19 protein-coding genes and 3 pseudogenes are annotated in these 19,114 nt (G+C 36.6%); 13 read left to right on the top strand and 9 right to left on the bottom strand.

Going from position 1 to position 19,114, the window contains the following annotated elements:
• Window positions 1-55: 55 nt before the first annotated feature.
• The 6 genes from JFU50_RS30625 to JFU50_RS31355 all read left to right on the top strand — a co-directional run bounded on the left by JFU50_RS30625 (window position 56) and on the right by JFU50_RS31355 (window position 4,364).
• A complete protein-coding gene (locus tag JFU50_RS30625; RefSeq protein WP_242489026.1) occupies window positions 56-604 on the top strand; it encodes a GntR family transcriptional regulator in 549 nt (182 codons plus the stop codon).
• Window positions 605-623: 19 nt separating this feature from the next.
• The gene (locus JFU50_RS30620) at window positions 624-1,385 is read left to right on the top strand and encodes an aminotransferase class I/II-fold pyridoxal phosphate-dependent enzyme (protein WP_242489025.1); all 762 of its coding nucleotides are present in this window, start codon (window positions 624-626) and stop codon (window positions 1,383-1,385) included.
• A gap of 575 nt (window positions 1,386-1,960) precedes the next feature.
• The gene (locus JFU50_RS04690; protein ID WP_201221894.1) at window positions 1,961-2,308 is read left to right on the top strand and encodes an ArsR/SmtB family transcription factor; all 348 of its coding nucleotides are present in this window, start codon (window positions 1,961-1,963) and stop codon (window positions 2,306-2,308) included.
• A gap of 18 nt (window positions 2,309-2,326) precedes the next feature.
• Window positions 2,327-3,625 carry an arsenic transporter gene (locus tag JFU50_RS04685; RefSeq protein WP_201221892.1) on the top strand — a complete coding sequence of 433 codons (1,299 nt, stop codon included), beginning with the start codon at window positions 2,327-2,329 and terminating at the stop codon, window positions 3,623-3,625.
• Window positions 3,626-3,658: 33 nt separating this feature from the next.
• On the top strand, window positions 3,659-4,078 hold the full coding sequence (arsC, locus tag JFU50_RS04680) for an arsenate reductase (thioredoxin) (RefSeq protein WP_201221890.1): 420 nt from the start codon (window positions 3,659-3,661) through the stop codon (window positions 4,076-4,078).
• A 91-nt stretch (window positions 4,079-4,169) separates the two neighbouring features.
• Window positions 4,170-4,364 (top strand): arsenic metallochaperone ArsD family protein, encoded by a 195-nt coding sequence (locus tag JFU50_RS31355; RefSeq protein WP_207196517.1) that lies wholly within the window; start codon window positions 4,170-4,172, stop codon window positions 4,362-4,364.
• 56 nt (window positions 4,365-4,420) lie between these two features.
• On the opposite strand, the gene JFU50_RS04670 is transcribed toward JFU50_RS31355, so the two are convergent.
• On the bottom strand, window positions 4,421-5,176 hold the full coding sequence (locus JFU50_RS04670) for a SurA N-terminal domain-containing protein (RefSeq protein WP_201221886.1): 756 nt from the start codon (window positions 5,174-5,176) through the stop codon (window positions 4,421-4,423).
• Between the two features lie 534 nt (window positions 5,177-5,710).
• On the opposite strand from JFU50_RS04670, the gene JFU50_RS04665 reads away from it, so the two are divergent.
• The 3 genes from JFU50_RS04665 to JFU50_RS04655 all read left to right on the top strand — a co-directional run bounded on the left by JFU50_RS04665 (window position 5,711) and on the right by JFU50_RS04655 (window position 9,922).
• Complete coding sequence (locus tag JFU50_RS04665; RefSeq protein WP_242486105.1) at window positions 5,711-7,003, top strand: globin-coupled sensor protein; 1,293 nt, start codon at window positions 5,711-5,713, stop codon at window positions 7,001-7,003.
• A gap of 19 nt (window positions 7,004-7,022) precedes the next feature.
• Window positions 7,023-8,033, top strand: coding sequence for an HD domain-containing phosphohydrolase (locus JFU50_RS04660; protein ID WP_201221884.1), 1,011 nt, complete (start codon window positions 7,023-7,025; stop codon window positions 8,031-8,033).
• Between the two features lie 683 nt (window positions 8,034-8,716).
• Entirely contained in the window at window positions 8,717-9,922 is a 1,206-nt protein-coding gene (locus tag JFU50_RS04655; RefSeq protein ID WP_201221882.1) for a metallophosphoesterase family protein, read from the top strand.
• A gap of 366 nt (window positions 9,923-10,288) precedes the next feature.
• Here JFU50_RS04655 and JFU50_RS04650 read toward each other — a convergent pair whose 3' ends face one another.
• From JFU50_RS04650 to JFU50_RS04640, 3 genes are read right to left on the bottom strand one after another with little or no spacing between them, the layout of a single operon-like run.
• Window positions 10,289-10,849, bottom strand: a complete 561-nt coding sequence (locus tag JFU50_RS04650; protein ID WP_201221880.1) for a TVP38/TMEM64 family protein — start codon at window positions 10,847-10,849, stop codon at window positions 10,289-10,291.
• Window positions 10,846-11,523 carry a response regulator transcription factor gene (locus tag JFU50_RS04645; RefSeq protein ID WP_098176539.1) on the bottom strand — a complete coding sequence of 226 codons (678 nt, stop codon included), beginning with the start codon at window positions 11,521-11,523 and terminating at the stop codon, window positions 10,846-10,848. The genes JFU50_RS04650 and JFU50_RS04645 overlap by 4 nt, the downstream gene beginning before the upstream one ends.
• Window positions 11,501-12,892, bottom strand: coding sequence for a HAMP domain-containing sensor histidine kinase (locus JFU50_RS04640; RefSeq protein ID WP_313888942.1), 1,392 nt, complete (start codon window positions 12,890-12,892; stop codon window positions 11,501-11,503). The genes JFU50_RS04645 and JFU50_RS04640 overlap by 23 nt, the downstream gene beginning before the upstream one ends.
• Window positions 12,893-13,791: 899 nt before the next feature.
• Here JFU50_RS04640 and JFU50_RS04635 point away from each other — a divergent pair.
• Window positions 13,792-14,268 carry an Lrp/AsnC family transcriptional regulator gene (locus JFU50_RS04635; RefSeq protein WP_053344757.1) on the top strand — a complete coding sequence of 159 codons (477 nt, stop codon included), beginning with the start codon at window positions 13,792-13,794 and terminating at the stop codon, window positions 14,266-14,268.
• A gap of 36 nt (window positions 14,269-14,304) precedes the next feature.
• Here JFU50_RS04635 and JFU50_RS04630 read toward each other — a convergent pair whose 3' ends face one another.
• Together JFU50_RS04630 and JFU50_RS04625 are read right to left on the bottom strand one after the other, a co-directional pair.
• Complete coding sequence (locus tag JFU50_RS04630) at window positions 14,305-14,859, bottom strand: chromate transporter (protein ID WP_201182262.1); 555 nt, start codon at window positions 14,857-14,859, stop codon at window positions 14,305-14,307.
• Entirely contained in the window at window positions 14,859-15,446 is a 588-nt protein-coding gene (locus JFU50_RS04625) for a chromate transporter (protein WP_201182260.1), read from the bottom strand. Before JFU50_RS04625 ends, JFU50_RS04630 begins: the two co-directional genes overlap by 1 nt.
• A 279-nt stretch (window positions 15,447-15,725) precedes the next feature.
• Between JFU50_RS04625 and JFU50_RS30605 the strand changes: the two are divergent.
• Window positions 15,726-15,834: pseudogene (locus JFU50_RS30605) on the top strand (hypothetical protein); the annotation flags it as partial.
• Between the two features lie 177 nt (window positions 15,835-16,011).
• Here the strand turns inward: JFU50_RS30605 and JFU50_RS04620 are convergent.
• The 3 genes and pseudogenes from JFU50_RS04620 to JFU50_RS04610 form a co-directional block, all read right to left on the bottom strand.
• Window positions 16,012-17,073, bottom strand: a complete 1,062-nt coding sequence (locus tag JFU50_RS04620; RefSeq protein WP_242486106.1) for a hypothetical protein — start codon at window positions 17,071-17,073, stop codon at window positions 16,012-16,014.
• 108 nt (window positions 17,074-17,181) lie between these two features.
• Window positions 17,182-17,502 (bottom strand): annotated as a pseudogene (locus JFU50_RS04615) (Tn3 family transposase); the annotation flags it as partial.
• Window positions 17,503-17,526: 24 nt separating this feature from the next.
• Window positions 17,527-18,288: an SDR family NAD(P)-dependent oxidoreductase gene (locus JFU50_RS04610; protein WP_201182258.1), complete on the bottom strand. Its 762-nt coding sequence runs from the start codon at window positions 18,286-18,288 to the stop codon at window positions 17,527-17,529.
• Between the two features lie 112 nt (window positions 18,289-18,400).
• Here JFU50_RS04610 and JFU50_RS04605 point away from each other — a divergent pair, with 112 nt between their 5' ends.
• Both JFU50_RS04605 and JFU50_RS04600 read left to right on the top strand, forming a co-directional pair.
• Entirely contained in the window at window positions 18,401-18,763 is a 363-nt protein-coding gene (locus tag JFU50_RS04605; protein ID WP_201182256.1) for a MerR family transcriptional regulator, read from the top strand.
• A 177-nt stretch (window positions 18,764-18,940) separates the two neighbouring features.
• Window positions 18,941-19,108 (top strand): annotated as a pseudogene (locus tag JFU50_RS04600) (M20/M25/M40 family metallo-hydrolase); the annotation flags it as partial.
• Between the last annotated feature and the right edge of the window lie 6 nt (window positions 19,109-19,114).

Genomic DNA, 19,114 nt, shown 5'->3' with positions numbered 1-19,114 from the left:
ATTGTATGCTTTCAATGATATTATTGTATGCAATACAATTATCTGGAGGCTCAATATGCCTGTAAATTCATTTGAAAATTACCCCATGACGTGGAAACCAGATAAGAAACAGCTTGCTTCTCCAATATATAGATCCATTGCATACCTATCACCTAATACCAAACTTCCGCCTCAAAGAGAACTAGCAGATTATCTTGATATTAATCTTAGTACAGTAACCAGAGCTTTTAAAATATGTGAAGTTAAAGGATTAATTTACGCTGTTACCGGAAGTGGAACCTTTGTCGCTCCTAATGTGGGAAATGCTATTTTCATGGCAGATAGCGAAGAGAATAAGAGTTTCATAGAGATGGGTATTATAGAACCACTTGATTGCTCAAATGCATTAGTAGCAGAAACGATTAAAAGAATTGTCACTAAAAATTATTTGGAAAAATTATTGGATTACAGACACCCATTAGGCATGCCTTATCATAGAATGGCAGCCAAAAAGTGGATGGAGCGTTTTAACATGGATATATCTGTTGAAAATATCGCGATAACTTCAGGGGGGCAAAATTCCCTTACACTGATTTTAATGTCCCTGTTCAATCCATTATCCTAATTTTATAGAATTGGCGAATATGCTTAATATTCATTTAGTTCCAGTAGAAGGAGATACCTTTGGAATGTTACCAGAACGGTTAGACGCCATATGCAGGGCTAATCATTTGCAGGGGATCTATTTAATTCCTTCCTGTAATAATCCGACTGCTATCATTATGGATATGAATCGAAGAAAAGATATAGCAAAGGTCATAAATAAACACAACCTTATACTAATGGAAGATGACATATTTTCTTTCCTCGCACCGCAAGGCTATTTACCGATTTCACATTTTGTACCGGAACGGTTTGTTTATAGTTTAAGTATCTCTAAATCACTAAGCTCCGGAATGCGAGTTGGATTTTTGGCCTACGCTAATCAGTTTGCCGAAAAAATCACGCACGGAATTTTCAATATCAATATAAAAACCTCCTTATTAAATGCAGAAGTTATAACTGAGTTGATCAATACTGGCAGTGCAGAGAAGATTATTTCGCAAAAGAAAGAAATTGCAAAAGAACGTAATCTTCTCTATCAAAAATATTTTCAAAAAGAAAATTCTAACGAAAACCCGTTGAGTTTCTTTCGTTGGCTTCCGTTGCGCCAAAAGTATCAGCTGAAACAGTTTGAACAGAACGCTTTGGAACATGGTATTCATGTTTATCATTCCCATCGTTTTTTGGTCAAAAATGATAAATCCGATCAGTTTATTCGTATTTCGCTGACATCGGCCAAGGATTCTGATGAATTAGAGAAAGGGCTTTGCATACTTAAGAATTTCTTACTAAATATCGAATGAAAAATGATGTATTTTAAAGGAACTGACTTGCAGTGTTTTGGCTCACGTTAGAAGTGGTTAAATATCATCTCGAATGACAGAAAAAGGACAAATTACCGAATTTGAAGCTTAAGGGCTCCACGAGCCGGCAAGCAGTCGTTTTCTAACCCACCATACAACTCTATTAGGTATTAGAATTCAGCAATTATTGAAATCTGGGCGAATAAATATTCTAACTCCATTTCATATTAACGGAGTTTAACCAACAAACGATAAAATAACTTTTGTGAGAAAAAACTAAACGAAGAAGAATTCACGATCGGTGATATCGATGAAATAGTTGTGAGTGCTGTGGCAGTCCTGTTCGAGCGAAATTGGAAATTAAAAAAATTCTTGTAGCGAATAAAAGCAGAAGACCAATCTGAAACCAGGCTGGTCTTTCAAGAAGATTAAAGTAAAAAATTTTAAGATATATAGTTTTCACTTGAATATATAAGAATATGCTTATATAATGATCAGGAAATGAGACGGTAGAAGTTTATCGTTTTTAAGATATAAGTATATAATTATTTAACAATTAGTTGAGGAGGGGTAAAATGCAAACGAATGAAGCTACGGATATAGAAATTGCTGCGAGCATTCTTAAACTTCTAGGTGATAAAACACGTTTGACCATGGTTAAAATCATGTCTGAGCATGAATGTTGTGTCTGTGAATTTGTGGACTTGTTCGATATGAGCCAGCCAGCTATCAGCCAACATTTACGTAAGTTGAAAGATAGCGGAATTGTGAATGAAGCGAGAAGAGGACAATGGATATTTTACTCGTTAAACCAAACATCTTCGTATTACTCATTTATTCAAACCGTTATCAAGGACTTGCCAAGTCAAGCATTTAAAGTAGAAGAATTAACAGCACAAGGAAAACGAATTTGTTGTGACTAACTAGGAGGTACTACTTCAGTGGGTTCAGTTATTTTGGCAATTATCATCTTTTTATTAACGCTCGTACTTGTCATCTGGCAGCCAAAGGGATTGTCGATTGGATGGTCAGCTTGTGGCGGAGCGGTATTAGCTTTACTTGTGGGTGTGGTGGATTTTACAGATGTCATAGACGTGACATCAATTGTCTGGAACGCAACGCTCGCCTTCATCGCCATTATTATTATCTCCCTTATTTTAGATGAGATAGGCTTTTTTGAATGGGCGGCTTTACATATGGCTAGAGCGGCCAAGGGAAATGGAGTAAGGATGTTTGTCTATGTAAGTGTCCTGGGTGCTCTTGTGGCTGCTTTTTTTGCAAATGACGGAGCAGCTCTTATTCTTACACCGATTGTATTAGCAATGGTTCGTGCCTTAAAGTTTAGTGATAAAATGATTTTTCCATTTATCATAGCTAGTGGTTTTATTGCCGATACAACCTCACTACCTTTAGTGGTAAGTAATCTTGTAAACATTGTGTCCGCAGATTTCTTCAATATCAGTTTTGCCGAGTTTGCATCAAGAATGATTGTACCAGATCTTTTTGCACTTGTAGCAAGTATCTTGGTTTTATATCTATTTTTCCGTAAAAGCATTCCGAAAAATTATGATGTATCACAACTTAAAAAACCAGTGGAAGCCATTCAAGACCAAAGAATGTTTCGGTTGTCTTGGATAGTACTAGGAATTTTACTTATTGGTTATTTTTCAAGTGAATTTATTAGGGTACCTGTATCCATTATTGCAGGTATTGTTGCTATTTTCTTTCTAATGATGGCTAGAAGGAGCCCAGTGGTCAACACGAAAACCGTTATTAAAGGCGCGCCATGGGCAATCGTGTTTTTCTCAATTGGCATGTATGTAGTGGTTTACAGCCTACGAAATGTTGGATTAACAAATGTATTAACGGATTTAATCCAAGTTACCGCCGATCAAGGGCTATTTTCAGCAACGATTGGGATGGGCTTCATTGCCGCCATTCTCTCATCGCTTATGAATAACATGCCAACTGTGATGATTGATGCCCTTGCCATTTCCGACACCAATACAACAGTCGTGATTAGGGAGGCCCTTATTTATGCAAATGTTATAGGTTCGGACTTGGGCCCGAAAATTACACCGATTGGTTCTTTGGCTACATTATTGTGGCTACATGTCCTTTCATTAAAAGGCGTGAAAATCTCATGGGGAACCTACTTTAAAACGGGAATCATCTTAACCATTCCAACATTGTTCATCACATTAGTTGGCTTATATATATGGTTGCTCATTATTCATTAAACACTTACTTTACTTTAAAAGGAGAGATACAATATGGCTAAAAGAACCCTTTACTTTTTATGTACAGGTAACTCTTGCAGAAGCCAAATGGCAGAGGCATGGGGCAAGAAATATTTAGGAAACGAATGGGAAGTGCTTAGTGCAGGAATTGAAGCCCATGGGTTAAATCCAAATGCCGTAAAGGCAATGAATGAAGTTGGAGTGGATATTTCCAATCAGTCATCAGATATCATCGACACTGACATTTTAAATAATGCAGATTTTGTTGTGACTTTATGTGGTGATGCAGCAGACAAATGTCCAATGACGCCACCGCATGTTAAACGGGAACACTGGGGCTTTGATGACCCAGCAAAAGCGGAAGGAACAGATGAAGAAAAATGGGCTACTTTCCAACGTGTTCGTGATGAAATTGGAGCAAGAATTGAACGTTTCTCTAAAACAGGCGTATAAATAACATTGAAAAGCCGAGAGTGATCTCTCGGCTTTCGTTTTATCCATAGCATGAGTAAATGATTATATATTGAGGGGAGATGAGCTAGTGATGAAAGTTGAAAACTTTGATCCGTCAATGTGTTGTTCAACCGGTGTTTGCGGGCCAAGTATTGATCCTGAATTAACAAGGGTGGCTTCAGCTGTTTATTCTTTTATCCATTACTACAATCATCAACGAATCAAGGGAAAATTAAAAGGCATGAGCCCGGTAGATTACCGGGTTCATGCCTTTGAGGCTGCCTAATTAAATAAACTGTCTAACTTTTTTGGTTCACTTCAATTCGGCAGCTGTCTTCTTAATTAAATTTTAATCTTAACCTTAGCATCTTTTTGAAGCTCTTCCACATGTTTCACAAGCTTTTCTTGTTTCTTTTGTTGCTCTAGTAGCTTCTTGATTTGCGGCTTCATTTCTTCAAGTTTCTGTGCCTCTTGCCCACTTGCCTTCGCTTGCTCCTTAACCTGGTCGTAATACTTTTCAATTTCTTCATCAGTTGCTTCTTCTACTTTAATCTCTTTATCAACGTACTTCGTATACGGAATATCTTTAGCGATCTGAGTTTTCAACTTTTCCAAATTCAACCCTGCTTGTTTCATCGCTTCATTAAATTTCTCATCATTCTCGTATCGGCCTTTCATTTCTGCAAGTTGCTTTTCGATTTCATCCTTGGAGGCTGTGTAGCCCTTTTTTTCAGCAGCTTGAAGCAGCAGTCTTTGCCCCACTAAAGAATTGATCGTTTGCTCTTTAATTTGTTCGGCTACTTTCTTCGAGGTTGGATCTTGTCCCAATTGTTGCATCTGCATTTGTGTCGTAGACAGCATGTTATTATATTCCGCACCTGAAATTTTCTCGTCATTGACGATGGCCACTGTTTTCTTTTCATCTACCTTTTGCTTGTCTAGTTTCTTCTGCAATTCTTCCATCTGTTTTTGCTGATCCTCAGTTGTTTTAGCCGTTTCTTTCTCGTCATTTTTTTTATCAGCTTCATCGTTCGAACCACAAGCTGTTAAAAATACTGCCAATAATCCAATAACGATAGGGTACAATAGTTTCTTCATATCCGTTCTCCTCTCGTATTCGAAACTAAAAAATCATCTAATGCGAATTATAAATGAATTTCCCTTTAAAACACAATATAATCATTCTTTTTTCCAGAAAACAGGAAGATAGTTTAGGCATTACCTCATATAAAAGGTGCAACTTTCTAGGAAACTGAATCAATTTACCCTTCATAGATTCAATAAGCTGAAAAGAGATAGTAAGGCAAACATACACGAACAAAAGGGGAAATTATTTCGATCCATCCATAGCAGAGACTTTCATAGACTATTTTAAGAGCAAAGATCTGATTGTATAACAAGATACATATAGAAACGCCTGGGGTTGTATTTAAGTAGTTGATAAAAAGTTTCATATCCTACTTAATAATGAAACGTTTTAATTAGCTATTTCAGAATTATTATTTGATAGAACAGAAAACTTTGTGAAAATTCCTTGAATTGTCATATATATAGATATAAGTAACTACTGTATCTGAGTTATTTATGGTATTATATACCTGGTAATTAGATTGTAGTTCAGGAGGAAGTTCATTGTTTTTTAAGAGATTCAATTCACAAAAAGAAAACATAGTTAACATAGCAGGGAATGCTAAATTGGATATACCTAGGGGGACGGAGATTGAAAATCAAGTGCAAATGATTAGCCTAACTAAAGAGGATCTTCGAATCATGAACCGTTTACAACCCATTGTCATTGAGAAAATTGATGATATCGTAAGTGAATTTTATAAAAATTTAGAAAATGAACCTTCCTTATTAACCATCATCCATGATAAGAGCTCGATTGATCGATTAAGAAAAACCCTTAAAAAACATATTTCCGAGATGTTTGATGGCGTTATTGATCAGACCTACTTCGAAAAAAGGATACAGATTGCCCAGATTCATGTCAAAATCGGACTTAAAACAAAATGGTATATGTGTGCCTTTCAGGATCTTCTCCTTTCTCTTACCACTATCATTGAAGAACACATAGAAGATCGAGTGGAAGCTTTTCTAGCTGTAAAGGCTGTAACTAGACTATTAAATCTGGAACAACAATTAGTGCTGGAAGCGTATGATTCTGAAACGGAAAGATTGAGAGAACAAGACGAAGAGCAAAAAAAATGGATGAAGGAACGTGTGGCAAATTCTTCAGAAAACCTCGCGGCGATTTCCGAAGAGACTAATGCATCCTTCCAACAATTAAGGGTTCAGTCCCATGAAATTGTTACACTTGCAAACAAAGGGACTGCCTTATCAGTGCTAGCAGAAAAACGAGCTGGAAAAGGGAAAAATCAGCTAAGCAAACAAAATGACACGATGGTGAATATCCATCAATCGGTCAATGATATATCAGGTGATGTAGAGGTATTGCTCGAAATTTCGAATAGGATGCAGGTCATTGTGAATATAGTAACAAGCATTGCCGAACAAACAAATTTATTAGCTCTAAATGCGGCAATTGAAGCAGCACGAGCGGGTGACGCTGGAAAAGGTTTTGCTGTTGTAGCTGGAGAAGTTCGTAAGCTTTCCGAAGAAACTAAAAAGTCAGTAACAAACGTATCCACTTTAATCATAGAGACGAACGCTCAAGCTGGAAAATTAACACACTCTCTCGAAAACATTAGGGAGGCTGTAAAAGACGGTAATGAAAGCATGAAAGAAACGGAAAATCATTTTGAACAAATACTAAGAACGATGGGTGAAACGAAATTCCAAAATGACAAGATTGAAAATGAATTAGTTTCCTTTGTGAATGTGGTGAATGAATTAAGTCAAGCATTTGAAGAAGTAACTTTATCTGCCGATAGCCTTACCATGATTACACAAGAAATGAAGTAATTTGATGGAGGTATAGACATTGAAAGTTAAATCAAGTGTACCACTTGAATTGGTGGGGTATTTAAAGCTGGCGGATGCCGTCATCATTACGGATCACCATCATCGCATTGTTGATATTAATGCGTATTATGAGCAAACCACTGGGTATTCAAGAGACAACATCATTGGATTCAAGGCTGGATTTTTAAAGTCAGGGTTAACACCTCCGTGTACCTACACGTCCCTTAAAAGAGAATTAAGGAAGGGGAATCCTTGGTCAGGGGTCTTCACCAATCGAAAGAAATCAGGAGATATTTGGCATTCCTCGATTACAATCACTCCGATTCATATAGAGAATCATCTGTATTTTGTTGGGGTTTTTCGCGAATTGGAGCAATTGAAAGAAGGGGTTTATCTTTCGGAAAACAAAAGAGTCGAGAACCAGAGAGAATTGTTAAAGGTCCTTGCTATTTCATGCGAAATCCGAGATCCTGGCATCGAAGAGCATTTATTGAGAGTACAAATCTTAACCGAGAATCTGGTTTTGGCACATAATCGAAGAAACCATTTAGAACTATCTAAAAGCTATATTAACCATATTGCTCATGCAAGTATTTTACATGACATCGGGAAAGCGGAGATTCCTGAAGGGATTTTATATAAACCAGGTCCCTTATCTCCATACGAACGGAAAATCATTGAGATGCACCCATTAATGGGAGCTGATATTTTGAATAAGATTTCAAGGGAAATAAACCATGAGATGATCAGCAGTCTGGAAGTGGCTGAAAACATCATCACCTACCATCATGAAAAATGGGATGGAACGGGATATCCCTATCGTTTGAAAGGGGAAGATATTCCATTAGAAGCTAGAATTGTAGCCATTGTGGATGTGTTCGACGCATTGATCAGCAGAAGACCTTATAAAGATTCATGGCCAGTGGAGCGAGCGTTATTCTACATACACGAACAAAAGGGAAAGCATTTCGATCCATCCATAGCGGAGACTTTCTTAGACTATTTTAAGAGCAATGATCTGATTGTATAACAAGATACATATGGAAATACCTGGGATTGTATGTAACAGAAAAGGTATTAATCGGAAGGGGGCTGCTGAGAAATCGGCAGTTTTTTTGTAGTGGCTCTATAAAAGAGTAGAGATTCTATACTTAAGAAATAGAAATACTAGTTATGCTTGATACCAAAGTTACCTCTAGATCAACTTCTTTCTTATAAAAATCCAGCTACTATTTCAGATGAAGAATAAAGACTATGCCACTAGTACTGGTACAAACTTTAATAAAATAGACGAAAAATGGGAAAATGGTTAGAAAACATGAACTTCAAATCCACCATCTATTAACGTATTCATCGATGAATAAGTAGAGATTTAGAAAGGATCTTTGATATCTCAGACATTCCTTCTTCTATTGTTTTCTTTACTTACCTTTCATATAAGGTTAATACTCTACTAATAGTTTCACCTTATTATGAAGTAAGAACTGAACTTTATAGGGTGATCTTCAATAAAATGTAAGGTTGTAATACTATAAATATCCAATCCAGTTTTTGCGATGAAAAACAGGGAGACTTTGTTTATAGTAATGGTTTTTTGAATTGGAACTACATAGTTTTTCTTCACGTATTTTTTGTAATCCTTATATGCTCACCATTGAAATCGATAGCTTTATCCCTATAAAACAGTTACTAGAAGAGAATGGGAGATTTTTTATGAAGAATCAAGAACCACATGAAGGGTTGGATAGACGGAATTTTATTAAGATAGGAGGAATGAGTACACTTGCCTTAACACTTGGATTCTCTGGACTTTCAGATGATTTATTTAGCACCACAGCACTCGCTGAAGAAAAAGATGACATTTCTCTACAATTTAATCGTAATGGAAAATTAAAAATCGTTCAATTTAATGATACACAAGATGATGAACGTATTGATCGTAGAACATTACAGCTTATGGAGAAAGTGCTTGATACAGAAAAACCTGATTTTGTTGTGCTTAATGGAGACATTATTACGGGTGGATGCGATACACCTATGGAGATGAAGCAAGCCATTAACAATGTTGCACATCCTATGGAACAAAGAGGAATCAAGTGGGCTATTACCTTTGGAAATCATGATGAAGATTCTACCCCGAAGGGCGGTCTTGATGAGGAAGACATGCTCAAAATCTATCTTTCTTATAAATACAATATGAACAAGCCTACTGTCGAAGGTATTACTGGGACAGGTAATATGAATTTACTTATAAAGGATTCAAAAGGAAAAAAGGCAGCTTTCAACCTCTGGCTTCTTGATAGTGGAAGATATGCACCAAAAACCATAGCGGGTCAAGATTTCCAAGGATATCCTACGTGGGACTGGCTTCGTTTTAATCAGGTAAATTGGTATTATGAGACGTCTAAGAAGTTAGAGAGAAAATGGCGAAAAAAAATTCCTTCACTCGCTTTCATCCATATTCCTCTTTGGGAACACAGGTTTATGTGGTATGCGAGCGTAGACCAAAGAACAGACTCTAATCATGAGATTGCCGTTAAAAAGCATAATATAGTAGGAGAAAGAAATGAAGAAGAGTGTATGGGACCAATCAACGGGGGACTGTTCTCAGCGATGCTGGAGAGAGGCGATGTCAAGGGCGTTTTTTGCGGTCATGATCATATAAACACTTACGTAGGTAATTATTACGGAATCTTGCTTGGGTATGCGGGCAGTACCGGGTTCGGTGCTTATGGTCTGCCGGGAGCTGAAAGGAACAGACTACGGGGCGCCAGAGTATTTAATCTAGATGAAAATACAGCTGAGGTTCTAGTAGAAACGCATATGGTATTCGCGAAGGACTATGGCATTGACTTGACAGCTAATGATCAGAGTATTGACCCTGTGCCTCTAGAAAATAACAAGAAAATTAAAGGGTAAAGCGGTTTTAAAGAGTTAAGTACATTTACTTGATTTTGGACAGAATTGTCCCATTAAACAACTTCTTCCAATTGATTGTTCAATAAAGGAGTAATTCTATAATTTATATTTATCAAGCTGAAAATTACTAGACAATCGGGCGCTTATCTAGAATGACGAAATTATTAATTTATCTTTGTCAAATCGTAATCTTGTAATACTACAAAAAAGGATAGATAAAGCTGATTAAGTTCTGTTTTATCTATCCTTCATTTTACCTTTTAAAAAATGACATTATTTATTACTTCTTTGTTATCAAAACATTTCATCATAACCTTGACTTTTAATGGAAATATCAGGTTTTTTTCGTTTGCATGGTCCCCTTCATTACATTTCTTTATTCTTACCTCTTTTAAAGTAAGACAAGACTACGATGATCAAAATCAATAATATTAAAATATTCCTTACATCCTCCGATGCCTGCAACACTTGGGTCACTGAATAGGCCTCGATAAGGAGGGCGGGCAGTTTTCCAATAGATGTAGCGATGAAGAAGATTATTACACTCGTCTTACTTATTGCTGCTGTAAGATTAATTACGCCGGAAGGTATAAAAGGAAGGAGTCTAAGCATTAGGATCATCCAAAATGCACGCCATCCTTGTGAGTTTTGTAGTTGTTTTAACCATCGGTTCTTCAAGAATTTCGGTTTGAAAGATTGAAGGCCTTTTCGATATAACCAAAAGCTAATTACTGCTCCTGCAATTTCTCCAATGTAAGATAGAATTAATCCCTTTTCAAAACCAAACACAGTGATATTGGCGGCAGTGATAAACACACTTGGAATAAACCCAAGTACACTAATTAAAATGTTTAATAATACACTTACGGCAATAGAAAATGGGCCACTTGATAATAATGCTGCAGAAATGATCTCTATATCAATCAAACAGAACTCCATTTATAACCGATACCCCAAACTGTTTTCAAATGTTGGTCTACTGGAAAATCGACATGGCGCAATTTCTCTCGAATATTTCGGATATGAGAATCGATGGTCCGATCTTCTGTATCCGTTTTGAATCCCCATATGGTCGATAGCAGATGATCTCTAGAGTACACTTTGTTAGGGTATTTTAGAAGTAACCCTAACATAGAGAACTCTTTTGGTGTTAACGGGATGGCCTTAAATTGATAATGCGCTTCATAAGCAGATTCATTTAAAGTTATTCCGTTAAATTTTACATATCCCGCTGGATGATTGCGTACCCGTCGCGTCACAGCTTCGATTCTAGCAAGTAAAACTTCTTCATTAAAAGGTTTAGTCACATAATCGTCGGCTCCCTTTTTTAATCCTTTTACCATTTCTTCTGCCGCATCACGAGCGGTGAGCATGATAATGGGAACATCAGAAAACGCTCGGATTTTTTCACACGTTTCCCATCCATCCATTTCAGGCATCATCACATCTAGAATGACCAAGTCAGCCTGATTTTCCCTTAAGAACAAAAGCGCTTCATGTCCAGAGTTCTTCTTCATGCATGTATAGCCGTGAGGTGAAAGATATAATTCTATAAGATCAAGCATTCTCTTTTCATCATCAACTAGAACTACTGTCTTCATTTTTTTTCTCCTTAAATATAATAATGAAGCACGTACCTTGCTCTATACTACTTTTAACTGAAATGGTTCCTCCTTGAACTTCCACTAATTGCTTAACAATAGAGAGCCCCAAACCAAATCCGCCAGTAGCTCTCGCGCGTGATTTCTCAACACGGTATAAACGATCAAAAACATGGGGGATGTCTGCTTTCGGAATTCCTACTCCTTGATCTATTATAGAGATGGAAATACTGCCAATTGATTCAATGGCTTTGATAGTAGTGACCGTATATTCATTCGAGTATTTTAGCGCATTGTCCAGTAGGTTAAGAAGAACTTGTTCAAAACGGGAAGGATCAATATCCATAAATAAATTATCCTTACACTCCAGGTTTAATTGTATATTTTTATTCGTAAAAGCAGGTAACACTTTTTCATAAACGGATTGCAGGAATGAAGAGAGAGGGACGGTTTCTTTTGAAATCGTAAATGTATTAACATCCATTCTTGCTATATTGAATAGTTCATCTAATAAACTGTTTAGTCGTTTTGATTCTTCATGGATGATCTCTAAGTATTGTGTTCTTTCTGGTATATCTAAATCTTTTCGCCGTGCAATATCAGCATAGCCCTTAATATACGTTAGTGGTGTGCGGAGTTCATGAGAGATACTTGCCAAAAATTCATTACGTTCCTTTTTTAAATAGTTTAACTCATTAGCTAAGCTTTGAATGGACTGTGCAAGTTCCCCTAATTCATCTTTTGAACGTACAGGTACAGATACAGAAAAATTCCCTTTGCTTAATTTGGTCGTTGCTTCTTTCATCGTAATAAGAGGTCTAGTCAACGCTTTTGATAGAAAATAAATGGTTATAAGCATAAAGAAAAGGAGCAATAAAGTAGCAAAGAGAAAATGTTTGTTCAATTGAGAGATTAAATCTTCAACATCTCCGGTATTTTTGAACATATAGACATAGCCTTCATTTACTTTATCGCTGTTAAATGGTGTAACGGTGGCTATATATCTTTCTTCCTTCCAACTTGATTGGATGATTAGACCTTTTCTTGGTACTTGGGAGAGTTCCTTTTTTAAGATTTTCTTCATTCCGCTATTGACCTTTTCAGACGATAATAGGATATCGCCTTTTGTATTCGTAATCACAACATCTGTATCGGTATGTGATTCCATCAGGCCGATGTGATGAAGAGTTGAATTGTCATAAGAGATTTCTAACACGTCACGATGACTATTGCCACGTGACTTTAGTGATTCTAATTCTTGATTGATACGAGAATGAACTACTTTATTGTGTAAATAAATCATGGAAACAGTTTCTATTAAGAAAATGCATACAAACATCCATAAACCTAATTTAAAAGAGATTTTCACGTGTATTCACCTTCTTATTTATTGAGAACAGTGTATCGTAAAAGTATGAAGAAAGTATGCAGATTTTTATATACCTTATCCCGTTACAAAGTTTAATAAAGTAGAAATTAACATTCGCTGAGACATAGTTACTTAAATAACGATGATCTGAAGTGTAAATTGTTGCAAGGGGGACCATAAGCTTTCCATACAGGAAAGGGTTGGAAAATAAAACTCCGAGGAAATCGGGAAATAATATTTTAGTCTATACAAAATGTTTTGCATAAAGGAAACATTTTATTGTGATTGAATAGAATGTAAAAAAAGGAGCTGATTTAAAATGTGTTGTACAAACCGTACGCAAAGAAAAATAATGGTTTATTCCGCTTTATTTAAAAAAATGGGTATTCTCAATGAAGAGGAATACAAAAATATCGCGAAAACTTTTCAAACGAAGTATTGAGCATTGGGTATTCATAAGTTTTTATTCCACGTTGAGCAGGTTGTAAAACCCCCACCTTTAAATTTCGAATAAGGCGGGGGACTGTCTGTAAAAATCCACATTTGTTCACACATTGATGTTAATTACATACTTATTGAAAAGGGTCCGCCAAAATTGGGAGCCTTTTTGCTGTAGATTGATTGTATGAAAACTATTATTCTTAAGAAATAGTTTGAAGGAGTTGCTTGTGTTGCATCATTAAAGTTGGAATTATTCTAATCGTGCAAACGTTATTTATTACCCTTATGGGGATATTAGGCTATTAATCATTTATTAAGAAAACTGCCGAGGAATCGGCAGTTTTTTTGTGAATCGGAAATCGGTGTTTTAAATTGATGAGGAAAAGGCAAGTTTTGTTGTGATCCGGTGGTTTTCTCTGCGATAATAGAATAAATGAATCGAAAAGGAGTTACAAAGGATGGCAGAGGACTTTAAGATTCCCAGCTTAAAAGTTGATGAGATCGATAAAAAAATCATTTCGATTTTACATGAAGATGCACGAATTTCATATACGGACTTAGCAAAGAAAGTGGAACTTTCTAGAGTAGCGGTTCAAATGAGAATTAATCATCTTGTTGAAAACGGTGTGATTGAAAGGTTTACTGCGGTCATTAATCCAGCTAAGGTCGGTATTCAGGTTTCTGCGTTTTTTAATGTTGAGGTCGAGCCTAAATATTTGGAATCGGTGGCCAATCAACTAGAGAATGAACCAGCAGTGACGAGTTTGTATCATATGACTGGTCCAAGCAAGCTTCATATGCATGGGATCTTTACTGATAATCAAGAGATGGAACGCTTTCTTAATGAAAAGTTGTATGCGGTCAAGGGGGTTGTGAGCGTTGATTGCCAAATTCTCATTAAACGTTATAAGAGCCGGATGGGAATGAAACTTTAATAAAAAAAAAATCCACCATTTGGTGGATTTTATTATTTATGTGAGAGGGATGATAAAACCGCCGTATGCAAAGGCAAGAATGATCACGAATGCTGGGTGAATTTTGAACTTGCCTAAAGCTAAGAAGGCCAATCCTGCGATGATAAAGGAATGGATGTAACCGATGGACCCGACAGCATCAGCGGCCATATTCCATGTGAGCAATAACATCATGATCGCAATCACGGGCTGCACAAGTAGGGACATGCCTTTTACGATGGGTGATTGCTTGTATTTTCGCAGGATTTTTAATAAATAGATCAAAGCCACTGCTGAAGGGATGATGGTGCCTGCCAATGCAGCTAAAAATCCTGGCCAGCCATATACATCATATCCTACATAGGCGGCTATTTTGGTGGCGATCGGTCCTGGGAGTGAATTTCCTAATGCAAGCATTTGTGAGAACTCGGTATTATCAAGCCAGCCGTAACGGGTGACAATTTGATCATACATAAGCGGAATCGAGGCTGGACCTCCGCCGTAACCAAGAATATTGGCTATGAAAAACGCTAGAAAAACAGCGACACCAATAGGGATGATAATAAGACCCATTACGCGGATTCCTCCTTCCTATCAACCTTTTTATTTTTCAATCTATCTTTTAATTTAAAATGAAACGCCCCATATAAAAGGAAAATCATAATGACAATACCCGGATGCAAGGATATGATCTGCAGAAGGAAAAAGGAAATCGCAAAAAAGGTGATTCCGAGTACTTTTCCTAAACCTTTTACCGCCTTTTCGCCAAACTCATAAGCCATTTGACCAAGCATGACGGCAACAACTGGCATTACAGCAGCGATCATATTGCTGATTATGGCTGAATTACTTAAAACATTAATGAACGCAATCAAGAAAACCATCGCAAAGCAAGAAGGTAATATATGAGCTGCCACACTAACGAGGGCTCCCGGCCAGCCTTTTAATTTATAACCAAGATACGCTGCCATTTTAGTGGCAATCGGTCCTGGGAGTGTATTGGCGATCGCCAAGGTGTCCCCGAATTCATCATCGTCGAGCCAATGATAACGGGAAACTGCTTCGTGACGGATGAGAGGAATTACAGATGGTCCCCCGCCGAATCCTAAAATCCCCGTTCGCATCATCCCAACAGTTAATTCCGTATATGGATTTTTCACAAAGATTCCTCCTGTTTTTGTATTGAAATTAAGAATTAATTTCCATGATTATGTATTTATAATAACAAAACTAGTTTCAAAATGTACATATAATTTTAATAATAATTACGAAATGAATGATTTTTTTGTATTTATTAAGATAATAGACAATATAAACGAAAAAATATCATCTTTTTGTCTAGAAAAGGCGAATTTAAATTACGTATGAAGAAGAAACAATTTATATACAATTACGGTTTGTTTTTTGAAAATTCAAATAAATAAAAAGAGGGGACTTACATGACTAAATCCATAATTGGAACGAAAAGTTTGGTGGTAAGCCCTCATTATCTAGCATCGATGGCAGGGAATAAAATTCTCGGGAGGGAGTGCTTTTGATGCGGCAGTCGGTTCTTAATGTAATAAACGGTATGTTGAGAACAGCATGTAGCTTTGAAACAAAGATTGGTCAAATTAATACAAGGAACCTTGATAAATGAACAAATTGAAAGAGCATGTTTTGAAAAAAAGTTTGATCAAAACATGCTCTTAATATATTCAATTGAATGATTCCTCATAAATCGTTTTAATAACATAACCAGCTATTAATTTTCTCTTCAAAATCGTGCTCCTTCCAAGCAACAATTGCGCTCATTTCTCCTAACTGTGATATTTGATGTTGGAATAACATATCTCCTAAAAAGTATCCCAGTCGACTATGTCCAAATTTTTCCCCTCCATTTATAGAAAACCACTCACGATAAATATCTTGGGGAGTACAAGTAGCAAGATCTTTTGCAAACCCCAGTTTAACATCTTGTTTATTCGATTCTGCAAATGACAACCACTCATAACCCCCATCGTTAAAAGAAAAATAAATAGAAGGGTGCAATTCAGGTACTGTTCTCCTAGAAAAATGTGTAGCTGCTCCTTCCTGATAAAGCCAAGTAAGAGGGCTGTTCCACTGAATTTTTGTCCAGTCAATTCCTTTGTCATTTGAAATAATGTTATGTGTAACGTGACCAAACTCGTGTGCAACAATGGTTTTTAAATGATTAGGTTCTGGTGATAATTTTTCTAAAGCAAAAGTTATATTAGGTATGATTTGACGATATGTATAGGCATTAGAACCGAAGCCCCCAACTATTAAATTTACTTCAATTGGAAAGGATACTTGATATATACTAAAATATTCTTCCTCTATTTCATTTATGATAGGTACAATGTTCTCGTGAGTTTGCTTTATGGTTGAAAAAATTTGAGGATATTTTGATATTGATTGTTTATGCCTTTCTTCATTGTCTTTGCAATGATATAAAAAGTATTCTTTAAATACATCGGGATATTCATTGTAATAGTGCCTTAAAAATCTTAAAGAAGGTAGATAGTTATTTACAAAAAACGGTATGGTATCTATGATTTTCAAGTGAATTCCCCCAAAATTTAAATATCTATCACTAATAACAAGTCTATAGATTTTAATAAAGCTTTTCCCTGTCTTTTTCTTCAAAACAAAGTGGATATCCTCTTTTTCGCTAAACTGTCCCTTTAGCTCTATAAGAAAAAAGCAATCCTCGCTAAATGAAGTAAACCACCTGTTAGTTGAATTAGAAAATGTTATCCAATCAAGAGGTCTTTTTGGACTCAAATCTTATTTTCGTTCATAACAGGAATGCTTCCCTTTTTTCAAAATGCTAAAAAGTGATTAATCTATTTAAAATGCCGGAGAAGGATGTAATCTTCTACGGCATTTTTATTAACTCCCCCGATATACGTGATAACCCCATGGGGAAACGAGTAAGGGCACATGATAGTGAGAGGCGGGGGAGGAAAGTCCAAAACGGACGGGAACTTGGTCCAAAAAGGGTCTTAAATTATTGAAATTTGTTTTTTGATTTAGGTTCCACACATAATCACCTGTCAATGTAATGTGTTCCCAACCAAGTGGGGATATATGTTGTAAATATTCCTCTGGAATGTCCACGCCTTTTGCACGCAAAGCATCTACCGCACGTGATATATATACCGTATTCCATAATACAATAGCTAAAATAAGAAGTTGCAAACCGTCGACTTTTTGTTATGTTTGGATTTTAAAAGACTAGTTTCTTTTCTGCGTCACATACGGATAAATCGGATCTCTTAATTCGAAGTCATACGTTTCTCCATTCACAATTCCTACCACCCTCTCACTGTCATATAAATCTAGTAAGAAACCGGCCATTTGTTCAGCTGTATGGAACTTAGGAACAAAACCATCATATTCAAAATTATCAACATTATAGGAGCGTTTCGCAAATTCGGTCTCTGTTGCAGCAGGAGCCAAGACTTTTGCTTGCATGGCTGCTCCTTTTCCTTTCAATTCTTGTGCTAGACCTTCTGTAAAGGCACTTACATAGAACTTTGTCGCGCAGTAGGTCACAGCATCGGCAACAATCCGGTATCCTCCTCCTGAAGAAATATTAATGATTTGCGTTCCATCAACATCTCCATAGTCACGTACATAAAGAGAGGACAGAACGGTTAAGGCTTCAATATTCAAGTGAAGCATCGTCTCAATTTTATTTAAATTTTGTTCCCCAACGGAAGCAAAGTTTCCAAAACCAGCATTGTTGATCCAAGTCTCGATCTGATAATCCTGAAGACTTTCGTAGAATTCATAAACATTTGCAGTAACAGATAAGTCAACAATTCGAATGACAACATCCAGGTCTGCGTTAATGTCAGCCACTTTTGATTTTAGCTTTTCCAATTCCTCCGTTCTGCGAGCTGCTATGATTAAGTTTTTCCCACGAGCCGCAAAAGCAAGGGCCGTTTCATACCCAATTCCTGAACTGGCACCCGTAATAACTGTATATTTCATATAAATCCCTCCTGAATTTTATCCAATTGATTTTATTGTGAGCGAACTATGAGTTGATTATAATGATTAGAGTAAACTCTAAGTCAAGAAAAAATTAATGTGGAGGTTTCTTATGCACAGCATTGGTGAAGTGGCTAAAATTTTAGGGATAAGTACACATACATTGCGGTATTACGAAAAAGAAAAAATTATAATTCCTGTTCGTGATGCCAGCGGAGACAGGCGATATAACGATACACATATTAAATGGCTGCAATTTGTTATCAAGTTAAGAGAAACACAAATGCCTATCGCGAAAATAAAGAAGTATGCTTCATTAGTTTTAGAAGGAGAACATACCACACTAGAGCGATTAAGCCTTTTAGAAGAACATAAAGACTCTATTAAGAAACAAATCAGAACGTTAAAAGCTGTAGATGAGATGCTTGAATATAAAATTGTGGCTTACAAGGATTTCATCAGTAAACGAGATTAGATGCAGTCTCTATAGGGTGTTATACCAGCAAAACGCGGAAAACATATGCTAAGCAAATTTGTCTAAAAATCTATACCAAAAACGGTGGTTTCGGGAGCTGGATAGTTTTGTTTCGGAAGTAATCGCCAATATGAAAGACGATTTCGTAGTTTCCCATTTTTGTATTTTCTGCGGTTAGGAGCGGGGCATGATGCACAGGTATTTGGAACAATGTGCCCAACTTGCTTGCTGTTTGTTCCGAGTCAGGGGGGAATCAGCCACTCACCTAAGGAGTTTACTAGTGTTCCAGATTTGGAAAGGGGAATCGATGTTTTAAGCGAAATACTATATAGATTAGCCTATTAAAGGGAG

Source organism: Peribacillus sp. TH14, assembly GCF_016651145.1.
Classification (GTDB): domain Bacteria; phylum Bacillota; class Bacilli; order Bacillales; family DSM-1321; genus Peribacillus; species Peribacillus butanolivorans.
Note: the sequence above shows the minus strand (reverse complement) of the source record. Positions and strands in the feature narration are given on the sequence as shown.